This is a genomic window from Arthrobacter sp. YAF16 (assembly GCF_052113385.1).
Classification (GTDB): domain Bacteria; phylum Actinomycetota; class Actinomycetes; order Actinomycetales; family Micrococcaceae; genus Arthrobacter.
This window is the reverse complement of record NZ_JBFRDC010000001.1, coordinates 493,856-510,251: the sequence shown is the minus strand read 5'-3', so window position 1 is coordinate 510,251 and position 16,396 is coordinate 493,856. Positions and strand designations below refer to the sequence as shown.

General features: G+C 65.7%; 12 protein-coding genes and 2 tRNA genes. 2 read left to right on the top strand and 12 right to left on the bottom strand.

Going from position 1 to position 16,396, the window contains the following annotated elements:
- Nucleotides 1-313: 313 nt before the first annotated feature.
- Both AB4Y91_RS02430 and AB4Y91_RS02425 read right to left on the bottom strand, forming a co-directional pair.
- Nucleotides 314-1,456: a tyrosine-type recombinase/integrase gene (locus AB4Y91_RS02430; RefSeq protein ID WP_441416976.1), complete on the bottom strand. Its 1,143-nt coding sequence runs from the start codon at nt 1,454-1,456 to the stop codon at nt 314-316.
- Nucleotides 1,457-3,928: 2,472 nt separating this feature from the next.
- Nucleotides 3,929-4,195 (bottom strand): hypothetical protein, encoded by a 267-nt coding sequence (locus tag AB4Y91_RS02425; protein ID WP_441416975.1) that lies wholly within the window; start codon nt 4,193-4,195, stop codon nt 3,929-3,931.
- Between the two features lie 273 nt (nt 4,196-4,468).
- Here AB4Y91_RS02425 and AB4Y91_RS02420 point away from each other — a divergent pair, with 273 nt between their 5' ends.
- A complete protein-coding gene (locus AB4Y91_RS02420; protein ID WP_441416974.1) occupies nt 4,469-5,026 on the top strand; it encodes a recombinase family protein in 558 nt (185 codons plus the stop codon).
- 65 nt (nt 5,027-5,091) lie between these two features.
- Here the strand turns inward: AB4Y91_RS02420 and AB4Y91_RS02415 are convergent, their stop codons facing one another.
- From AB4Y91_RS02415 to AB4Y91_RS02395, 5 genes are all read right to left on the bottom strand, one after another.
- A complete protein-coding gene (locus AB4Y91_RS02415) occupies nt 5,092-6,042 on the bottom strand; it encodes a hypothetical protein (RefSeq protein ID WP_441416973.1) in 951 nt (316 codons plus the stop codon).
- Nucleotides 6,043-6,226: 184 nt separating this feature from the next.
- Nucleotides 6,227-6,300: transfer RNA gene (locus AB4Y91_RS02410), tRNA-Met, on the bottom strand.
- 62 nt (nt 6,301-6,362) lie between these two features.
- Nucleotides 6,363-6,434 (bottom strand) — tRNA-Thr (locus AB4Y91_RS02405).
- Between the two features lie 270 nt (nt 6,435-6,704).
- Nucleotides 6,705-8,741 carry a DEAD/DEAH box helicase gene (locus tag AB4Y91_RS02400; protein WP_441416972.1) on the bottom strand — a complete coding sequence of 679 codons (2,037 nt, stop codon included), beginning with the start codon at nt 8,739-8,741 and terminating at the stop codon, nt 6,705-6,707.
- Nucleotides 8,742-9,167: 426 nt separating this feature from the next.
- Nucleotides 9,168-9,815, bottom strand: a complete 648-nt coding sequence (locus AB4Y91_RS02395) for an MOSC domain-containing protein (RefSeq protein WP_441416971.1) — start codon at nt 9,813-9,815, stop codon at nt 9,168-9,170.
- A 54-nt stretch (nt 9,816-9,869) separates the two neighbouring features.
- Between AB4Y91_RS02395 and AB4Y91_RS02390 the strand changes: the two genes are divergently transcribed.
- Nucleotides 9,870-11,057, top strand: a complete 1,188-nt coding sequence (locus AB4Y91_RS02390; protein WP_441416970.1) for an acyl-CoA dehydrogenase family protein — start codon at nt 9,870-9,872, stop codon at nt 11,055-11,057.
- An 87-nt stretch (nt 11,058-11,144) separates the two neighbouring features.
- Here AB4Y91_RS02390 and AB4Y91_RS02385 read toward each other — a convergent pair whose 3' ends face one another.
- The 5 genes from AB4Y91_RS02385 to AB4Y91_RS02365 are packed head-to-tail and all read right to left on the bottom strand — an operon-like array spanning nt 11,145 to nt 16,380.
- Complete coding sequence (locus tag AB4Y91_RS02385) at nt 11,145-11,954, bottom strand: SDR family oxidoreductase (protein ID WP_441416969.1); 810 nt, start codon at nt 11,952-11,954, stop codon at nt 11,145-11,147.
- Nucleotides 11,955-11,976: 22 nt separating this feature from the next.
- Nucleotides 11,977-13,311 carry an MFS transporter gene (locus AB4Y91_RS02380; RefSeq protein ID WP_441416968.1) on the bottom strand — a complete coding sequence of 445 codons (1,335 nt, stop codon included), beginning with the start codon at nt 13,309-13,311 and terminating at the stop codon, nt 11,977-11,979.
- Nucleotides 13,308-13,826 (bottom strand): winged helix-turn-helix transcriptional regulator, encoded by a 519-nt coding sequence (locus tag AB4Y91_RS02375; RefSeq protein WP_441416967.1) that lies wholly within the window; start codon nt 13,824-13,826, stop codon nt 13,308-13,310. Before AB4Y91_RS02375 ends, AB4Y91_RS02380 begins: the two co-directional genes overlap by 4 nt.
- A 55-nt stretch (nt 13,827-13,881) precedes the next feature.
- On the bottom strand, nt 13,882-15,159 hold the full coding sequence (locus AB4Y91_RS02370) for a glycosyltransferase family 87 protein (protein ID WP_441416966.1): 1,278 nt from the start codon (nt 15,157-15,159) through the stop codon (nt 13,882-13,884).
- 6 nt (nt 15,160-15,165) lie between these two features.
- Nucleotides 15,166-16,380: a cystathionine gamma-synthase gene (locus AB4Y91_RS02365; RefSeq protein WP_441416965.1), complete on the bottom strand. Its 1,215-nt coding sequence runs from the start codon at nt 16,378-16,380 to the stop codon at nt 15,166-15,168.
- Between the last annotated feature and the right edge of the window lie 16 nt (nt 16,381-16,396).

Genomic DNA, 16,396 nt, shown 5'->3' with positions numbered 1-16,396 from the left:
CATTGTGCACACGAGTATCAAAACCCGTGACTAGTGCGACCCGTACGCAAGTAGCGGCTGCCGCCCTCGGCGCTCACCTGGTTCCGCGGATATGAAACGCAGCTAGCAGGATCCCCACGAGCTGCTTCTTCGTGGCGGTTAAGACAAAACGACCCCGCAGGCCGGGCCTGCGGGGTCTTTCTGTAGCGGCGGGGAGGCTCGATCTCCCGACCTCACGATTATGAGTCGTACGCTAAGCGCCTGTTAGTATCTGGAACTCTGGGCTCTTTGTATCCACGCTGTATCCAACGCTGATAATCCGCCCCAGGAATCCCTAGGTCACATCTGACTTGAAAAGCGCATCCACCGCTTGGGCGGACGAATGCGCATCCTCGGCAAAGAGTTGGGCATACACGTCCAAGGTCGTCTTCGCAGAGCTGTGACCTGCGATCTGTTGGACGAGTTTCACGTTCGCCCGGGCACTCACAGCCAACGTGACCGCAGTCCTCCGCAGGTCATGAAAAATGATCTCCGGGAAGTGCGGGTCCGCCGCCCTACAGCGGTCCACAGCCGGGCGGAACACGCGACGACCAAAGTTGGAGGACCGCAACGCAGCCCCGGTGGGCGACGTGAACACAAGCGAGCCCGGCGCAATGCCCTCTACATGCCGTTCCAGGAGAACAGCAACCGATGGGGGGATGGGCACAGTTCTCGGCCTACGCCCCTTCGTGGTTTCACGGAACTGCAAGCGTCCATCGACTGGCACCAGCGTGGATCGGACAATGACCTCCGGCCGTTCGCCGAACGTCAAGGCATCGACGCGGAGACCTGCGATCTCCGACCATCGGAGGCCGGTGGTTCCCGCGAACATCGTCAACACCCCGTAAGCATCATGCGACGCTTCTTCATACCGTCCGCCCGCAGCGGCCTGCTCTGCGAGCACCATGAGTTGCCGGGCGGTCAAGGCCGCATGATCCCTGACCGGGGCCGGACTGGGAACATGGTTGATCGTGGCATTGCGGGCAGGGTTCGAAGACAGGTATCCCGCATCCACGGCGTACTGAAGCATCCTGCCGAGCTGGCGATACGCCCGCTGGCGCGCATCGTCGGTCACCAACGTTGTCAGCCAGTCGTTGATTACGGTCAGCGTTACCGTCGCAAGGGTGCGGTGCTCCAGATGGGGCCTCAGATGCTTCTCGTAGATGCGCTTGTAACCGGCCACAGTAACCGGCGATGTCGGGCGGGCACCTTTGGCCCCCACCCGCTCAATACGGTCGATCCATTCCAGGTAGAGGTCATGAAACCTCATCTTGCCGCCCGCCCTCGTATCTACGAGGGTGCCACCAGCCTTCGCGGAGTTGATCTTCAGCTCGTGCGCTTGGGCCTCTGCCTTTGTCCGAAACGTCGGGTACAGCCGCTTCCCGCCCACGCGGTAGTCGTGCCGCCACTTCCCGTTGGGGAGCTTCTTGATCGCCATCGAACGATCATATCCACAAAATCGTAGGCTCGCGATTTCGTGGACTCACAGTCCCGGTGGGCATCTTCCGACACGCCGTACACCCCCGGTTCTTTGCACCGAACTTCCCGGCCGCGCCGAGAGCTTTGCTGTCGCGAACAACGGAAAAGCCACCCGCTTTTCCCCTAGAATCCGCGGACTATGGCGCATAGCAAGGCTACGCGGCTGTGGATTAAAGGGAGGTTAAATGACATGATTGTCATACGTCACCCGAGCTCCCCCGTGGGGCTCTTGCACTACATGTAGCATCGTAGAGCTTGACACGGAGCCAGCGAGAGCGCTTGGGAAATTGACCCAGCGCCCCTGCCCTGTCAGCCACCACCGACTACGGCTTCACCCTCGCAAGTTTGACTCGCAGCCCCCATGATTCGGCGCGATCCTCGCAGGCATAGAAGCTCCTGTCAGTCACCCCCGCGCCCCCGTCCCGGTCGCCTTCCAGCACTGCCGCATGCCTAAATGGCATCGGTCCCTTCTCATCCGGAGTTCTTGTTGTCCCCGATTAGCACCGCCATCTCCCCCGAACAGGCCCGAGAGATCACGTCGTCCGTCTACCTGAGCCGCCGCAACGCGGCGCTGTACATGTGCGTCAGTGAAAAGTTCCTAGCGACCCATCTACACGACGGCCCCTTGCGCTTACGCCTTGGGTCCAAGATCGTTTACCGCGTGTCCGACATTGAGGACTGGATGCGCCAGCAGGAAGTGCGCCGATGAGCGGGGCCTCTCCGCTAGGGCTACGAGTCCCACAGGAGGAACTACCCCCGCCGGTTGTCCTAATTATGCAACCGCCCCCAGGGCCGCTGACGCTAGGTGCCAATCCCCCGCCGACACGGGGAAACCGGCTACATTGCCAGCCCCAGGGGGCCGTAGTTTCTTGAACACATTTGTTGAACGGAATTCGAATGCCAAACGGGGCAGGCCGAAGACTCAGAGCAAGTGCAAAGTCAAGGGATGCGACAAGGATGCCGCCAGCAGGAACAGGTGTTGGACCCACTACAGACAGTGGGAACGCAAGTACGGGCACCTTCGGTGTCATTGGCCCGGTTGCAGGGTGCACCAGGACGACGGCGGCCGACGGATGAACGGCGTCTTTTACTGCCGCCGCCATGAACACGAACACCTGAGGATCACCCCACAAGCGCAAGTTCTAAACGGCGAACGTCTAGGCTGCTTGATCACACCAGATGCCAATGGCTGCTGGCTATGGAGCGGGCCAACTAATGACGGCGGTTATGGCCTATTTGTCCCCGAGGGCGCGAACACAGCCAAGTGGTACGCGCACCGGGTGGCATGGGGTCTCCTGATGGGCGGGCATGAGCCCGGCCTAGAACTTGACCACCGGACGTGTAAACGACCCAACTGCGTGAACCCCTTCCACCTGGAGCCAGTCACGAAGAGCGTCAATCAGAAGCGCAAGCGGAATAGTCCCGAATGGGACTGGACCAACCCCGACGCGGTGAGGAATCCCCGCGTCTCCCAATTCGCCAGGGAGCACGGCCTACCGGTACCACTCCCGCCCACAAGCGCACACATCGCCAAGCGTCGCCGCCCGGCCACGCTCAAACCCCCAACCCGAAGGACCCATCATGCCCCGCCCAACACCCGCCGAGCTCGCACACGCCAAGGAATTTGACGTAATGAACAACCGATACCGCAGTTTGGGGCTCTGCACTACCTGCGCCCCCCAGGCCGCATACGGACATCAGGACGGATTCGCCGCCGTGAAACCGCCGTGCGCGGCATGCCTCCCAATAATCCTGGGTTTCCCCACCAATGAGCCGGGAGAGTGGCGCAGCTTCAGCCGCCGCTACGGACGCCAGCTCTCCGCTGGCTTAGCCCTAGAAGCAATCTGCTAACCCATCTGAGGTGGGAGGTTAACACCTCCCCCTCCAGAGGGGTCACGGCCCTCCCAACCCACCGGAAAGCTTTCTAACCCGTCCGCAGGGGGAGGCGCTATCACCACCGGGGTGGCGGCGGCGGGGTTTAGGGTCCCTCCCCCTCCCCTTATCGCCGAGTATGCGCGGCGCCCGACCGGTGCCTAGGCGGAAGCTTACTTCGCCGACGGATGGCCATCGCCGCCGCCGTCATCGCAACAGCGGGTATCAGAAACACGGCAGCGCCGGGACTCATGAATGCGCCCGCGCTGACGTAAGCCAACAGCGAGAACGCCCAGGTAAGAGCCGCGGCATACTCTGCGATCACAGCTACCGAACCCCGCACTGCGGGATCACGGAAGGAAAGGAAGGCACCACTTGCCGTGTTGTCCATGATCACTCCTTGCCGTACCAGCGATGACGTGGAGTAATGACACCACGAATGCACCAGACATGCCAGAGTCGGCAGGTTTGCCAGCGCGCGCCGACGTCGATTCCGATTCTTAAAGACGATGGGAACATGAGGGGAGGTTAGTTAGATCTCCTCCAAGCGTGTCCGCATCTACTGCGGCTCAAATAAGACGGTTTCAGTCGTCGTTACTTCGTCGGCCGGCCGGCCGTAGATCAGCGCATAGCGCGAGTATGGCTCCGGCCGCCCGTCTCTCGTTAAGTGGTGGTCCTCCCAGCGCAGGAAAACCTCGAACGGATTTCCTGCAGCTTTCTTCGTGCCCCATTCGATGACGTCCGTTACTTGGTCGGCGTCGGTGACATCCCACTCATCAACGAGCCATGCAAATCTTGGTGCAGGGGGCGGCGTGTAAATGCGCACTCGGTACGCTGGAGGTGAATCACCACCCCCGACGGGATCATTCGAGTCAGCTCGGACACTGTGCATGGCCCCAGCCTACGCCCGGGGCTACCAATTCCGATTCTTAAAAACGATCGTTTGATGAGTGTGAGAATGACGGCCAGCCGTGGGCGGCTGACCCCGGAAATTAAGGGAAGTTGCTTTATCATTACTCTTCTCATAAACTAATTCCCATAACAAGCCTTAGAGTTGAGTAAATGAGAATGGGGAATGGGAATGGCACTGGTTGGATACATGCGAGTCAGCACTGCGGATCAGAACACTGACGGCCAGCTGGACGCGCTGGTAGCGGCGGGGGTCAAAGCGGACCCCCGCCATCTGTTCCAGGATCACGGCATCAGTGGTGCGAAGGCGGAGCGCCCCGGCCTCACCAAATGCTTGGAGTCCCTGCGGGAGGGCGACACGCTGGTAGTCGCCAAGCTGGACCGTCTGGGGAGGTCCCTTGGGAATCTGGTCCAGTTGTTCCAGGAGCTGGCGGAGCAAGGTGTGGGGGTCCGTGTGCTGGATAACCCCATGCTCAGCACGGAAGGGAACAGCGCCCAGGCGAAGCTCATGCTGGGTATCTACGGGGCGTTCGCTGAATACGAACGTGACCTACTCCGAGAGCGCACCAACATCGGACTCGCGGCGGCGCGTGCACGCGGCCGCAACGGAGGCCGGCCCAAACTGCTGGACAGCGCGAAGGTCAACAGGGCGAAGCAACTGCACGCCGCTGGTGTCATGATCCCCCAGGAAATCGCGGACGCTGTGGGCGTCTCCGTCGCCACGCTCTACCGGTACCTCGCGAAATAACTGCAAACACCACAATGCCCCCCGTTATAAGCGGGGGGCATTTTTGTGTCCTGGTGCCGCAAGCCTCAGGAGGGATCACGCAAATCAAAGCGCAGTCGCCCCGGTAGCCCGCCTTCAGCGACTTCCTCCCCAGCGAGGAGCAACCCACAAACGTGACACTGGAAGCTCTCCACTTCCATAACTTCCTGCCGAGCCATTGCGAGCTCAGCCTGATCACCAGGGAACCGGAGCCCGGGAAAACCAACAGCCCAGCCCTCCAACCCGCAGACAGGGCACAGGAGGCGAGCAGTAACGTCCGAGGGGTCCGAGCTTATGGAGGGCCGCGCGTCTGCCAGCGAGCTGAACAGCGCCTCTTGTAGCTCTCGCGGCACCCCCTGCTGCCGTCGTGCGAGAACTTGCCGAGCGGTGCTGAACAGCGCTCCAACGAGAATCGCGAGCCGCTCCTCAGCATCGGTTAGCAGTCGCACGGCGAGTTCCGCGTTCTCTACTCCCCACCAGCTCTCAACATCCCTCTTGAAGTACTCCCGCGCGGCATCGCAGAACCGAACCATGATCACAACTGCATCTTGGAGCGTCTCTGCATCTACGAGCCCCATATGGGAAGCTGCGTTTCGGACAGTGAACACCGCATCGTCGGCGTCAGACCATGCGTTGATCAGCCCGAGGGCCTTCAGCCGCTTCGTTGCCTGAGAGGCAGATAGGGAACGTACTAGGAGTGAATCCATCTTTTTCCCCCGCGGGTGCGCCACCCCGGCAAAAAGCAATGCTGACCGCCAGTCGTCTGATCGCTCCTGTAGCAACACAGGAGATACATCTGCCAGCATCGCCTTCGCGAGCAACTCGACAGATGAGCCGATAGCCACTGCCGCGTCAAGAAGTTGAATGGAGTCCCAAGAACAGTACTGCTCTAGCGCCCGCCGAGCGTAGACGATTCCTGTTTCGCGTAAATGATTGGCGAGAGCGTCCGTCCCGCCCAGACCGGTGGGCCACACGCCTTCTTTTCCCCAAACTTCCATGGACTGAGGCTACATCCAACTCCATCCGGACCCTCCCAGGACCCGGGTCGTATCCATTCTGTATCCACCCCGCGGAGACAGAGCGGGATTTCGAGGGAAAACAGGAGAATGTTCTGGCTCACTGGGAAGAGGCTTGCAAACAGAAAACCCCCGGAATCTCGCGGATTCCGGGGGTTTATCTCTGTAGCGGCGGGGAGGCTCGATCTCCCGACCTCACGATTATGAGTCGTGCGCTCTAACCAACTGAGCTACGCCGCCACGAATGAGAAAAACCTGCGCCAAGCCGGTCAAAAACCGCCTTGACGCAGGCCCTCATTCAGAGCCCCCCACCGGAATCGATCCGGTGACCTCGTTCTTACCAAGAACGCGCTCTACCACTGAGCTAGGGGGGCAACGAGTAAATACTCTACCGGAAGATTCGGCTCCCAACAAATCGGCCGGCCTCCCCTGCCGGCGGTGCCAAAATCCGCGCGATTTCGGGGGTATCCCGGGCCTTCGGGCATCCCCCGCGGGCCCATTCCGGCCGGTCCGCACCCCGGATGTGACGAAGGCGACTCACGGGTCCGGAGCGTGCCAGGAACTGCGCACGCTCCGGACCTTAAAGCAGGACGGGCCGGCTCAAAGAGAGCCGGCCCGTCCTGGCACTGCCTAGTAACTAGGGGTTACCACTTGTTGCGGGGCTTGAAGCCGCCTTCGGTGCGGGGCTTGCGGGTGTCGGTGCCGACGCTGCGCTCGTTGCGATCGCTGAAGGAGCGGCCGCCGCGGTCAGCCGAGGAACGCTCGCCGTCGTTCTTGCGGAACTCGCGCTTGAAGCCGCCATTGCCCTTGAAGTTGCCGCTGCCACCGGAGTAACCGCCGCGCTCGCCGCCACGGTTGCCCTGGTAGGCGCCCCGGTCGCCGGAGGGCTTGCGGCCGTTGTCCAGCTCGAGGTGGATCAGCTCGCCGCCGATCCGGGTGCGGGACAGTGCCTTCAGCTGATCCGGGCTCAGGTCCGCCGGGAGCTCCACGAGGGAGTGGTCCGAGCGGATGTCGATGCCGCCGATCTGGGCCGAGGAGATGCCGCCTTCGTTGGCAATGGCGCCCACGATGGAACCCGGCATGACGCGCTGGCGGCGTCCGACGGCGATCCGGTAGGTGGCGTTGCCCTCGGTCAGGGTGCGGGTCGGGCCACGGGAGCCGAACCCGTCCTTGGAGCGCTCGCGCTTCTGGAATTCCGGCGCGGCGGGCAGTTCCTTGACCAGGAGCGGCTGTCCGCCCTGCGCCATGACGGCCAGTGCGGCGGCAATCTCGGCGGCCGGAACGTTGTGCTCTTCCTCGTAGGAAGCGATCAGGTCGCGGAACGCCGAGACGTCCTCAGATTCGAGGGTTTCGGTGATCTTCTCGGCGAACTTGCCCAGCCGCAGGGTGTTGACCGTTTCCGCGGTAGGCAGGTGCATCTGCTCCACCGGCTGGCGGGTGGCCTTCTCAATGGAACGCAGCAGGTACTTCTCCCGCGGGGTCATGAACAGCACGGCGTCGCCGGAACGGCCCGCGCGGCCGGTGCGGCCAATGCGGTGCACGTAGGACTCGGTGTCGTGCGGGATGTCGTAGTTGATCACGTGGCTGATGCGCTCGACGTCCAGGCCGCGGGCCGCAACGTCGGTGGCGACGAGGATGTCGATCCGGCCCTCCTTCAGGGCCTCGACCGTGCGCTCACGCTGCTGCTGCGGGATGTCGCCGTTGATGGCTGCGGCCTGGAAGCCACGCGAGCGCAGCTTGTCGGCCAGGTCCTCGGTGGCCATCTTGGTGCGGACGAAGGCGATGACGCCGTCGAACTCTTCGACCTCGAGGATGCGGGTCAGTGCGTCGAGCTTGTGCGGGCCCATGACCTGCAGGTACCGCTGACGCGTGTTGGCGCCGGTGGTGGTCTTGGACTTGACCTGGATCTCGGCCGGGTTGTTCAGGTACTGCTTGGAGAGGCGACGGATCTGGCTCGGCATGGTGGCAGAGAACAGTGCAACCTGGCGGCCCTCGGGGGTCTGCTGGAAGATCTGCTCCACGTCATCGGCGAAGCCCATCCGCAGCATCTCGTCAGCCTCGTCCAGCACAAGGTACTGGAGTTCGGACAGGTCCAGGGAACCCTTGGCGATGTGGTCGATCACACGGCCGGGGGTACCGACGACGACCTGGGCGCCGCGGCGCAGGCCGGCCAGCTGGGGTCCGTAGGCGGAGCCGCCGTAGACCGGCAGGACGGTGAAGTCGTCGATGTGCTTTGCGTAGGAGGTGAAGGCCTCCGCGACCTGGAGCGCAAGCTCGCGGGTCGGAGCCAGGACCAGGGCCTGCGTCTTGCGGGAGGGGCCGTTCAGGTCGTGGAGTTCGGCCAGCCGGGACAGTGCCGGTACTGCGAATGCTGCAGTCTTACCGGTACCGGTCTGGGCCAGGCCCACAACGTCGCGGCCTTCAAGCAGCACCGGGATGGTCGCTGCCTGGATCGGGGACGGCTTCTCGTAGCCGACGTCCTGCAGGGCGGCAAGGACGCGGGCATCAATGCCGAGGTCGACGAAGCGGAGACCGGTTTCGTCGTCACCGGCATCGTTCGGGGTGTTTTCGGCCGCGGTTTCCACCGGCGTGGTGGCTGCTTCGGCGGCAGGGGTCTCGGTGATCTCGACGTCGGCCTGGGTGTTTTCAGTGTCGACGGAGTTGTCCTGATTTTCGGGCATAGGGGAATCTTCCTCATCCATAGGGGCCAGGCGGCACAACCCGAGGTGAGCGGAGCCGCAGTACACGTGCCGTAATTGCCGGGCATACGTTGACCGGCCGGTCACATAGAAGCCCGGCGCTTTCGCAATCCCGTGGCAGGACTTCCCGCTGCAACTCTTGGCTGCTATCCCAGCAGTCTGTACAGCGTTTTCTTTAGCCGGCTCTCCCTATGAAAATGCCCGCATCACAGTAGCGGGCCCCAACACTTGCCAGTCCTGCCTCAAAAATTGGGCAGGAATAAGGGATTTCCGGAGTGGGGGATATTTCAAGTGTAAGGCATGCACACCTGCAGATGGTAACGCAGGGGCCGACGGCGGCGGTGAGCTTGCGCACATGCCGCACCGCCCGGGCCTGTGCGGGCCCCGGACCGCGCTTCGGCGGACGCGCTAGTCCGCCGGCTGCAGCTTCGCAAACTCCTGGTGGTACTCCGGCTGCAGCCGGATCAGGCCATCGGCGTCGGCATCCCGCAGCGCCTCCATGTCCTGGACCGTGGGGTCGGAGAACCACTTGCCGATCGTCACGCCGTGCGCCGGGACGTAGAGCCGGTGGATGTGGTCCCCCGCCTGGATGCTGCCGGTGCGCACCACGCGCAGATAGGTGCCTACAAGTCCGGCCTCGGTGAACCGCTTGACCCAGTGGGGTTCGTTCACCCGCCGCTGGAAGGTGCTGCACGGCCGGCGGGGCGAGGTGACTTCCACTTCGACGTCGAGCCCGATCTTCCAGCGTTCGCCGATCACCGCGTTGGTGGCGTCGATGCCGGCAACCCGGAGGTTCTCGCCAAAGTATCCGGGCGGGATGTCCCGTCCAAGTTCCGCGGCCCAGTAGTCGGCGTCGGCCTGGGAATAGGCGTACAGCGCCTGGTCTTCGCCACCGTGGTCGATCCGGTCGGCCTGGATGTCACCTCGGAGGCCCAGCCGGTGGACTTTCACGGGTCCGTCCACGGGACGCTTGTCGATGGCGGTCACGCCCAGTCGTCCCTCGTCGCTGAGCAGCTGGTGCACCCGGCAGACGGCAAGCACAGAAGCGGTGTTCATGGCACCAGTGTAGGCCTGGGGCCGCGTCCAGACGGCGGAAAGTAGGATGCTCCCATGAGCAGTGTTGGAGCAACAGACGTGTCCGATGTCCTGGCGATCGATTCCCTGCTGAGCGCCGAAGAGCTGGCTGTTCGGGGAAAGGTCCGCGATTTCACCAGCCAGCGGATCCGGCCCGGGATCGCGGCCTGGTATGACGACGGCGTCTTCCCGCTCGAACTGGCAGCGGAACTGGGCGAGCTGGGCGTGCTCGGGATGCAGCTGGAGGGCTACGGCTGCCCGGGCCGCTCCGCCGTCGAGTACGGCCTGGCCGCGATGGAGCTCGAGGCCGGCGATTCCGGCATCCGCACCTTCGTCTCGGTGCAGGGTTCCCTCGCCATGACCGCCATCCATCTGTGGGGCTCGGAGGAGCAGAAGCAGGAGTGGCTGCCCCGGATGGCCGCGGGCGAAGCCATCGGCTGCTTCGCTTTGACCGAGCCCACCGCCGGGTCGGACCCGGCGGCGATGCAGACCTTCGCCCGGCGGGACGGTACGGGCGATGACGCCGGCTGGATCCTGGACGGGGCGAAGCGCTGGATCGGGCTCGCCTCCGTCGCGGACGTGCTGGTGGTGTGGGCAATGACCGACGACGGCGTGCGCGGCTTCCTGGTGCCTGCCGGCACGCCGGGGGTGACTGCCACGCCGATCGGGCAGAAGCTTTCGATGCGCGCCTCGATCCAGTGTGATGTGGGCCTCGACGGGGTCCGGCTGGGCCCCGAGGCGCAGCTGCCCGCCGCCCGCGGGCTGCGCGGACCGTTCAGCTGCCTGAACGAGGCACGCTACGGGATCGCCTGGGGCGCGATGGGCGCCGCCCGGGACTCCTACGAGGCTGCGCTGCGGTACTCGCAGGAGCGGCTGCAGTTCGGCAAGCCGCTGGCCGGGTACCAGCTCACCCAGGAGAAACTGGTGAACATGCTGCTGGAAATCCAGAAAGGCACCCTGCTGGCGCTGCAGCTGGGCCGGCTCAAGGACGCCGGGAAGCTGAGGCCGGAGCAAATTTCGTTGGGCAAACTGAACAACGTGCGGGAGGCAATCGCGATTGCCCGCGAGGCCCGCACCATCCTGGGCGGGAACGGGATCACGCTGGACTATTCACCGCTGCGGCACGCCGCCAACCTCGAGTCGGTGCGCACCTATGAGGGCACCGACGAGGTGCACACCCTGGTCCTGGGCCAGCACATCACCGGGCTGGCCGCCTTCCGCTAGCGGCGCGGGGTGAAATGACAGTTCGCGGCAGTGTTGCCGCACCACACTGCCGTGAAATGTCATCTCGACGGCGGCGATGGCGCGGCCTCAGGCGGAGAAGCCTCCGTCTGCCTTGACCAGCTGCCCGGACACCCAGCGGCCCTCGGGTGAGAGCAGGAACGCCACCGTCCCGGCCACGTCCGCGGGGGTGCCGAGCCGGCCGCCGGGATGCCGGCGGGCCAGGTCCTCGCGCAGTTGCGGGTCCATCCAGCCGGTGTCCACCGGCCCCGGGTTGAGCACGTTGGCGCTGATGCCCTGCGGGCCCAACTCCCTCGCGGCCGCGATCACGATCCGGTCCAACGCGCCCTTGGACGCCCCGTACGGCAGGTTGAACGCGGTGTGGTCGCTGGTCAGCGCCACGACTGCACCGCCTTCAGCCGGCGCCTGCCGGGCAAATGCGGCGATCAGCTGCCAGCTGGCGCGGGTGTTGACGGCGAAGTGGCGCTCAAAGCTCTCCAGGGACGTGTCCAGGATGCCCGAGTCCACGGATTCGGCGTGGCTCAGCACCAGACCCTGCAGGGTGCCAGCCTCTTCCGCCACTGCGGCCATCAGCCGGTCCACGGCCTGCGGATCCTCGAAGTCGGCGGGCACGGCCAGCACGGCGGCGCCGGTCGCCTGCAGCTCGGCGGTGAGGCGTTCGACGTCGTCCGGCTGCACGCCCCAGGGCATCCGGGTGTCGTAGTCCTGCCAGTAGGTGAGCACCAGGTCCCAACCGTCCGCTGCGAGCCGCCGCGCAATGCCTGCACCGATGCCGGCGAGCCTTCCGACGCCGGTAACCAGGGCCGTCTTGCGCTGCACCGGCGGGGCATCGGCGGCCGGCGTGTCCGGGTTATCTGGCCTGGGCGGGGTGGAAACCATGGTGCCCAGCCTAACGTCCGGCCTAGGCCGGGACCGGGACGGCCGCCTGCTTTCCGGTGTCCTTGCGGATGGTCGCGCTGATGACGGCGGCGATGGTGCACATCGCCGCGGCGGCGAACCAGGCGTACGTGTACTGGCCGGTGGCGTCCCGGACGGCACCGGCCGCCAGCGCTGCCGCGGCGGCGCCGAGCTGGTGCGCGGCGAAGACCCAGCCGAACACGACACTGCCGTCCGCGCCGAACACCTGGCGGCAGATCGCGGCCGTCGGCGGGACGGTGGCTACCCAGTCCAGGCCGTAGATGATCACGAAAACGATCATGCTGGGCTGGATCTCGGCGCTGAGCAGCAGCGGCAGCACCAGCAGCCCGATGCCCCGGAACTGGTAGTAGACGGCGAGCAGGATCCGTGGATTGAAGCGGTCCGTCAGCCAGCCCGAGGCGATGGTGCCGAGAATGTCGAAGATGCCGACGACGGCGAGCAGGCCGGCGGCCGTGGTTTCGGCCATGCCGTGGTCGTGGGCGGAGGGGATGAAGTGGGTGCCGATCAGTCCGTTGGTTGTGGCTCCGCAGATGGCGAAGCCGGCCACGAGTGCCCAGAACGTCCGGACCCTGCTGGCCCGCTTGAGCACCTGAAGCGCCCGGACGGCGGCATTCCGGCGGGGCCCGGCCGGGACGGCCGGCTCCCCCGGCGTTGCGGTCCCGCCGGCTGTAGCCCCACCCTCCGCGGACTCGGTCTCGGCGCCATACGGCAGCGCACCGACGTCGGCCGGTGAGTTCTTCAAGAACTTCAGCACCAGCGGCACCACCGCCAGGGCACCGGCGGCGATCAGCAGCGAGGCCTGCCGCCAGCCGGGGCTCTGCGCGAGGGCGGCGATGAAGGGCAGGAACACCAGTTGCCCGGCCGCGCTGCCCGCGGTGAGGATGCCGATCACCAGCCCGCGGCTCTTCACGAACCAGGTGTTGGCGACCGTGGCGGCGAACACCAGCGCCATCGATCCGGTGCCGAGTCCGATCAGCAGCCCCCAGGTCAGCAGGATCTGCCACGACTGGTTGACCAGGACGGTCAGGGCGCTGCCTGCCCCGATCAGCACCAGCGCCACGGCGGTCACGGCGCGGATGCCGAAGCGCTCCATCAGGGCCGCGGCGAACGGTGCCGTGAGGCCGAACAGCACCAGGTTGATGCTGACCGCGGCCGAGAGGACCGTGGTGGACCAGCCGAACTCGGTCTGCAGGGGCACCATGAGCACGCCCGGGGCGGCCCGGAAACCGGCAGCGCCGACCAGTGCCAGGAACGCGACGACGGCGACGATCCAAGCCGGATGGATGCGGCGCCGGGTGGAGGTGCGGGGCTCACTCATGCTGCGGTTCCGTTCTTCCGTGTCGCCGGAGCGGTGGCGAGGGGGACCGGGTCGGCGGTCCGGGTGAGGCTGTGCCAGCTGGTGTTTTCGGCCGTGAGCCGTTCGCCGCAGGCCGTGCAGCTGTCCGCAGAGGAGGTGCGCTGCCCGCAGCCGCTGTGGACCACAAACATGTGCGCCTGTTCGGACGGCGCGGCCAGGTGCTTCTCGGACCAGATCACGACGGCATTGAGCACCGGCAGGGCGTCCTCGCCTTTGGCGGTGAGCACGTACTCCTGGCGGCGGCGGCCGCCGCCGTCGTCGTAGGGGCGGCGGGTGAGCAGGCCGGCGTCGACGAGTGCTGCCAGCCGCCGGGTGAGGACCGAGTCAGCAGCGCCCAGCCGGGCCTTCATGGCGTCGAAGCGTCCGTTGCCGAAGAAGACTTCGCGCAGGACCAGCATGCCCCACGGGTCGCCGAGGATGTCCAGGCCGCGGGCCATGCTGCAGTTGCGCCGGGACCAGTCGGATCGAAGTGCCATACCGGCAGATTAGCTGGCTTTCTTCAAGATAGCTAGAGGCCGCAGCTGCCGGGACCTAGAGGTACGGCCGGAGCCCGGCGCGGGACGGCCGGTAGGCCAGCGCCCAGTACACCAGCATCGCCATCCCGCAGACCACGCCGAGGCTGGCGACCGTGAGCTGCCACTGCGTAGTGGGATCCTTGCCCCACTCGTGTGCCCCGGCCATCACCGCGAGGTACTTGGGGGTGAGGTAGAAGGCGACGGCGGAGGCGGCGACGATGATCCAGCCGGCCAGCCGCATTTTGCCGTCGCGCGAGGGGACTCGGTGGATGGCGAACCCCATGCACGGCAGCGCCACGGCCATCCAGACCCAGTGGTGGGACCAGGACACCGGGCTGATCAGCAGCATCAGCAGCGCGGTGGCGGACACAGCCACGAAGTTCTCCTCCGCGTCAACCGCCCCCTTGATCACCAGCGCGGCGACGGCGGCGAGGCCCAGCGCGAGCACCAGCCAGACCACGGAGGTCAGGGACGAATCCGGCATCCCCAAGTGCAGCAGCAGGCCCTTGACCGAGAGGTTGTCCACGTAGGCCGGCCCACCGATCCGTCCGGTGTCCGGCAGGATCTTGGTCCAGAACGTCACCGAAGCGGTGGGCAGCATGGCCCAGGCCAGCGCGATCGAGCCGAAGAACCCCGCGGCCATCCAGCCCAGGGCCTTGAAGTCGCGGCGGACCAGGAAGTACAGGCCGAAGGCGAGCGGGGTCAGCTTGATCCCGGCCGCGATCCCGATCAGCAGGCCAGCCGGCCAGCGGAACTCGCCGGCCCGGGATTTTCCGTAGAGTGCGAAGTCGGCCAGGATCAGGCCCATCAGGATGATGTTGATCTGGCCGAAGTCGAAGGTATCCCGCCACGGCCCCATCAGCAGGATCGCCGCGGTGCCGGCCAGGCCCACGGCGCGGAACCGCCAGTCCGCGACGGCGTCGCGCCAGCGGCCCAGCCCGAAGTAGTGCCGGGTCAGCCACGCGGACACGACGGCTGCGCCGAGCAGCGCGGTGGCAGTGAAGACAAAGCCGCCGGCGCTTTGGCCCAGGGTGGCGAGGGCGGCGAAGATCAGCGCGGCGAACGGCGGGTAGGTGAACGGAAGCCCGTCGCGCGGGGCGTAGAGCTCGTTCACGCCGGCTTCGCCGGTCTGCAGCACCCGGTTTCCGCCGTAGAAATAGACCTCGAAGTCGTTCAGCAGCGGGATGTAGGCCGAGTACAGCACCACCAGGGCGACGACGACGGCGGCCGCGCCGGCCGCCGTCGCGATCCAGCCGCGGATGGTGGAGCTGGCTGCCCTGGAAGTGCTGGTCACCGGAGGCTAGCTGCCCGTCTCAATGCGCGCGAAAGCCTGCTCGAGGTCCGCAATCAGGTCCTCGACGTCCTCGATGCCGCAGGAGAGCCGGATCAGGTTCTCCGGGACTGCCAGTTCGGTGCCCTTGACCGAAGCGTGGGTCATCTCGGAGGGGTAGTTCATCAGCGATTCGATGCCGCCCAGGGATTCCGCCAGCGTGAACACGGAGGTGGATTCGGCCACCTTGCGTGCCGCGGCCTCGCCGCCCTTGAACTGCACGGAGATCATCCCGCCGAACTTCTTCATCTGCTTCTTTGCCAGTTCGTGGCCCGGGTGGGAGGGCAGGCCCGGGTACAGCACGGCCTCCACCTCGGGGCGCTGCAGCAGCCATTCGGCCACGGCCTGGGCGTTGTCGCTGTGCCGGTCCATCCGCACGCCGAGCGTCTTGAGCCCTCGGGTGGTGAGGAACGCGTCCATCGGCCCGGACACGGCGCCGACGGCGAACTGCACGAAGCCGATCTTCTCGGCCAGTTCGGGGTCGTTGACGATGATCGCGCCGCCGACGACGTCGGAGTGCCCGCCGATGTACTTGGTGGTGGAGTGCACCACGACGTCGGCGCCGAGGGCCAGCGGGTTCTGCAGGTACGGCGAGGCGAAGGTGTTGTCCACCACGAGGAGGGCGCCGGCGTCGTGCGCCACCTTGGCGAGCGCCTCGATGTCGGTGATCTTCATCATCGGGTTCGACGGCGTCTCCACCCAGACCAGCCGGGTCTTGCCGCCGGCCGCGCCGCCGTTCGATCCGCCTGCGGCGACGGCCTTCGCGACGGCGTCAAGATCGGACATGTCCACCGGGGTGTTGCCGATCCCCCACTCGCCCAGGACGCGGCTGATCAGCCGGTACGTCCCGCCGTAGGCGTCGTTGCCGAGCACGATGTGGTCTCCGGGCCGGGTGAGGGCGCGGATCATGGAATCCTCGGCGGCCAGGCCGGAGCTGAAGGAGAACGCCGCTGCGCCGCCCTCCAGCGCGGCGAGCTGCTCCTGCAGGGCGTCGCGGGTGGGATTGGTGCCGCGGCCGTATTCGTAGCCTGCCCGGAGGCCGCCGATCCCGTCCTGCGCATAGGTGGAGGAGAAGTGCACCGGGGGCACCACGGCGCCGGTGCGCGGCTCGAAGGCCTGGCCGGCGTGCACGGCCCGGGTGTTGAAGCCGGCGTTGGCCGTGGAAGAGCTTTCTGGCTGGGACATGGGACTCCTTGAACTG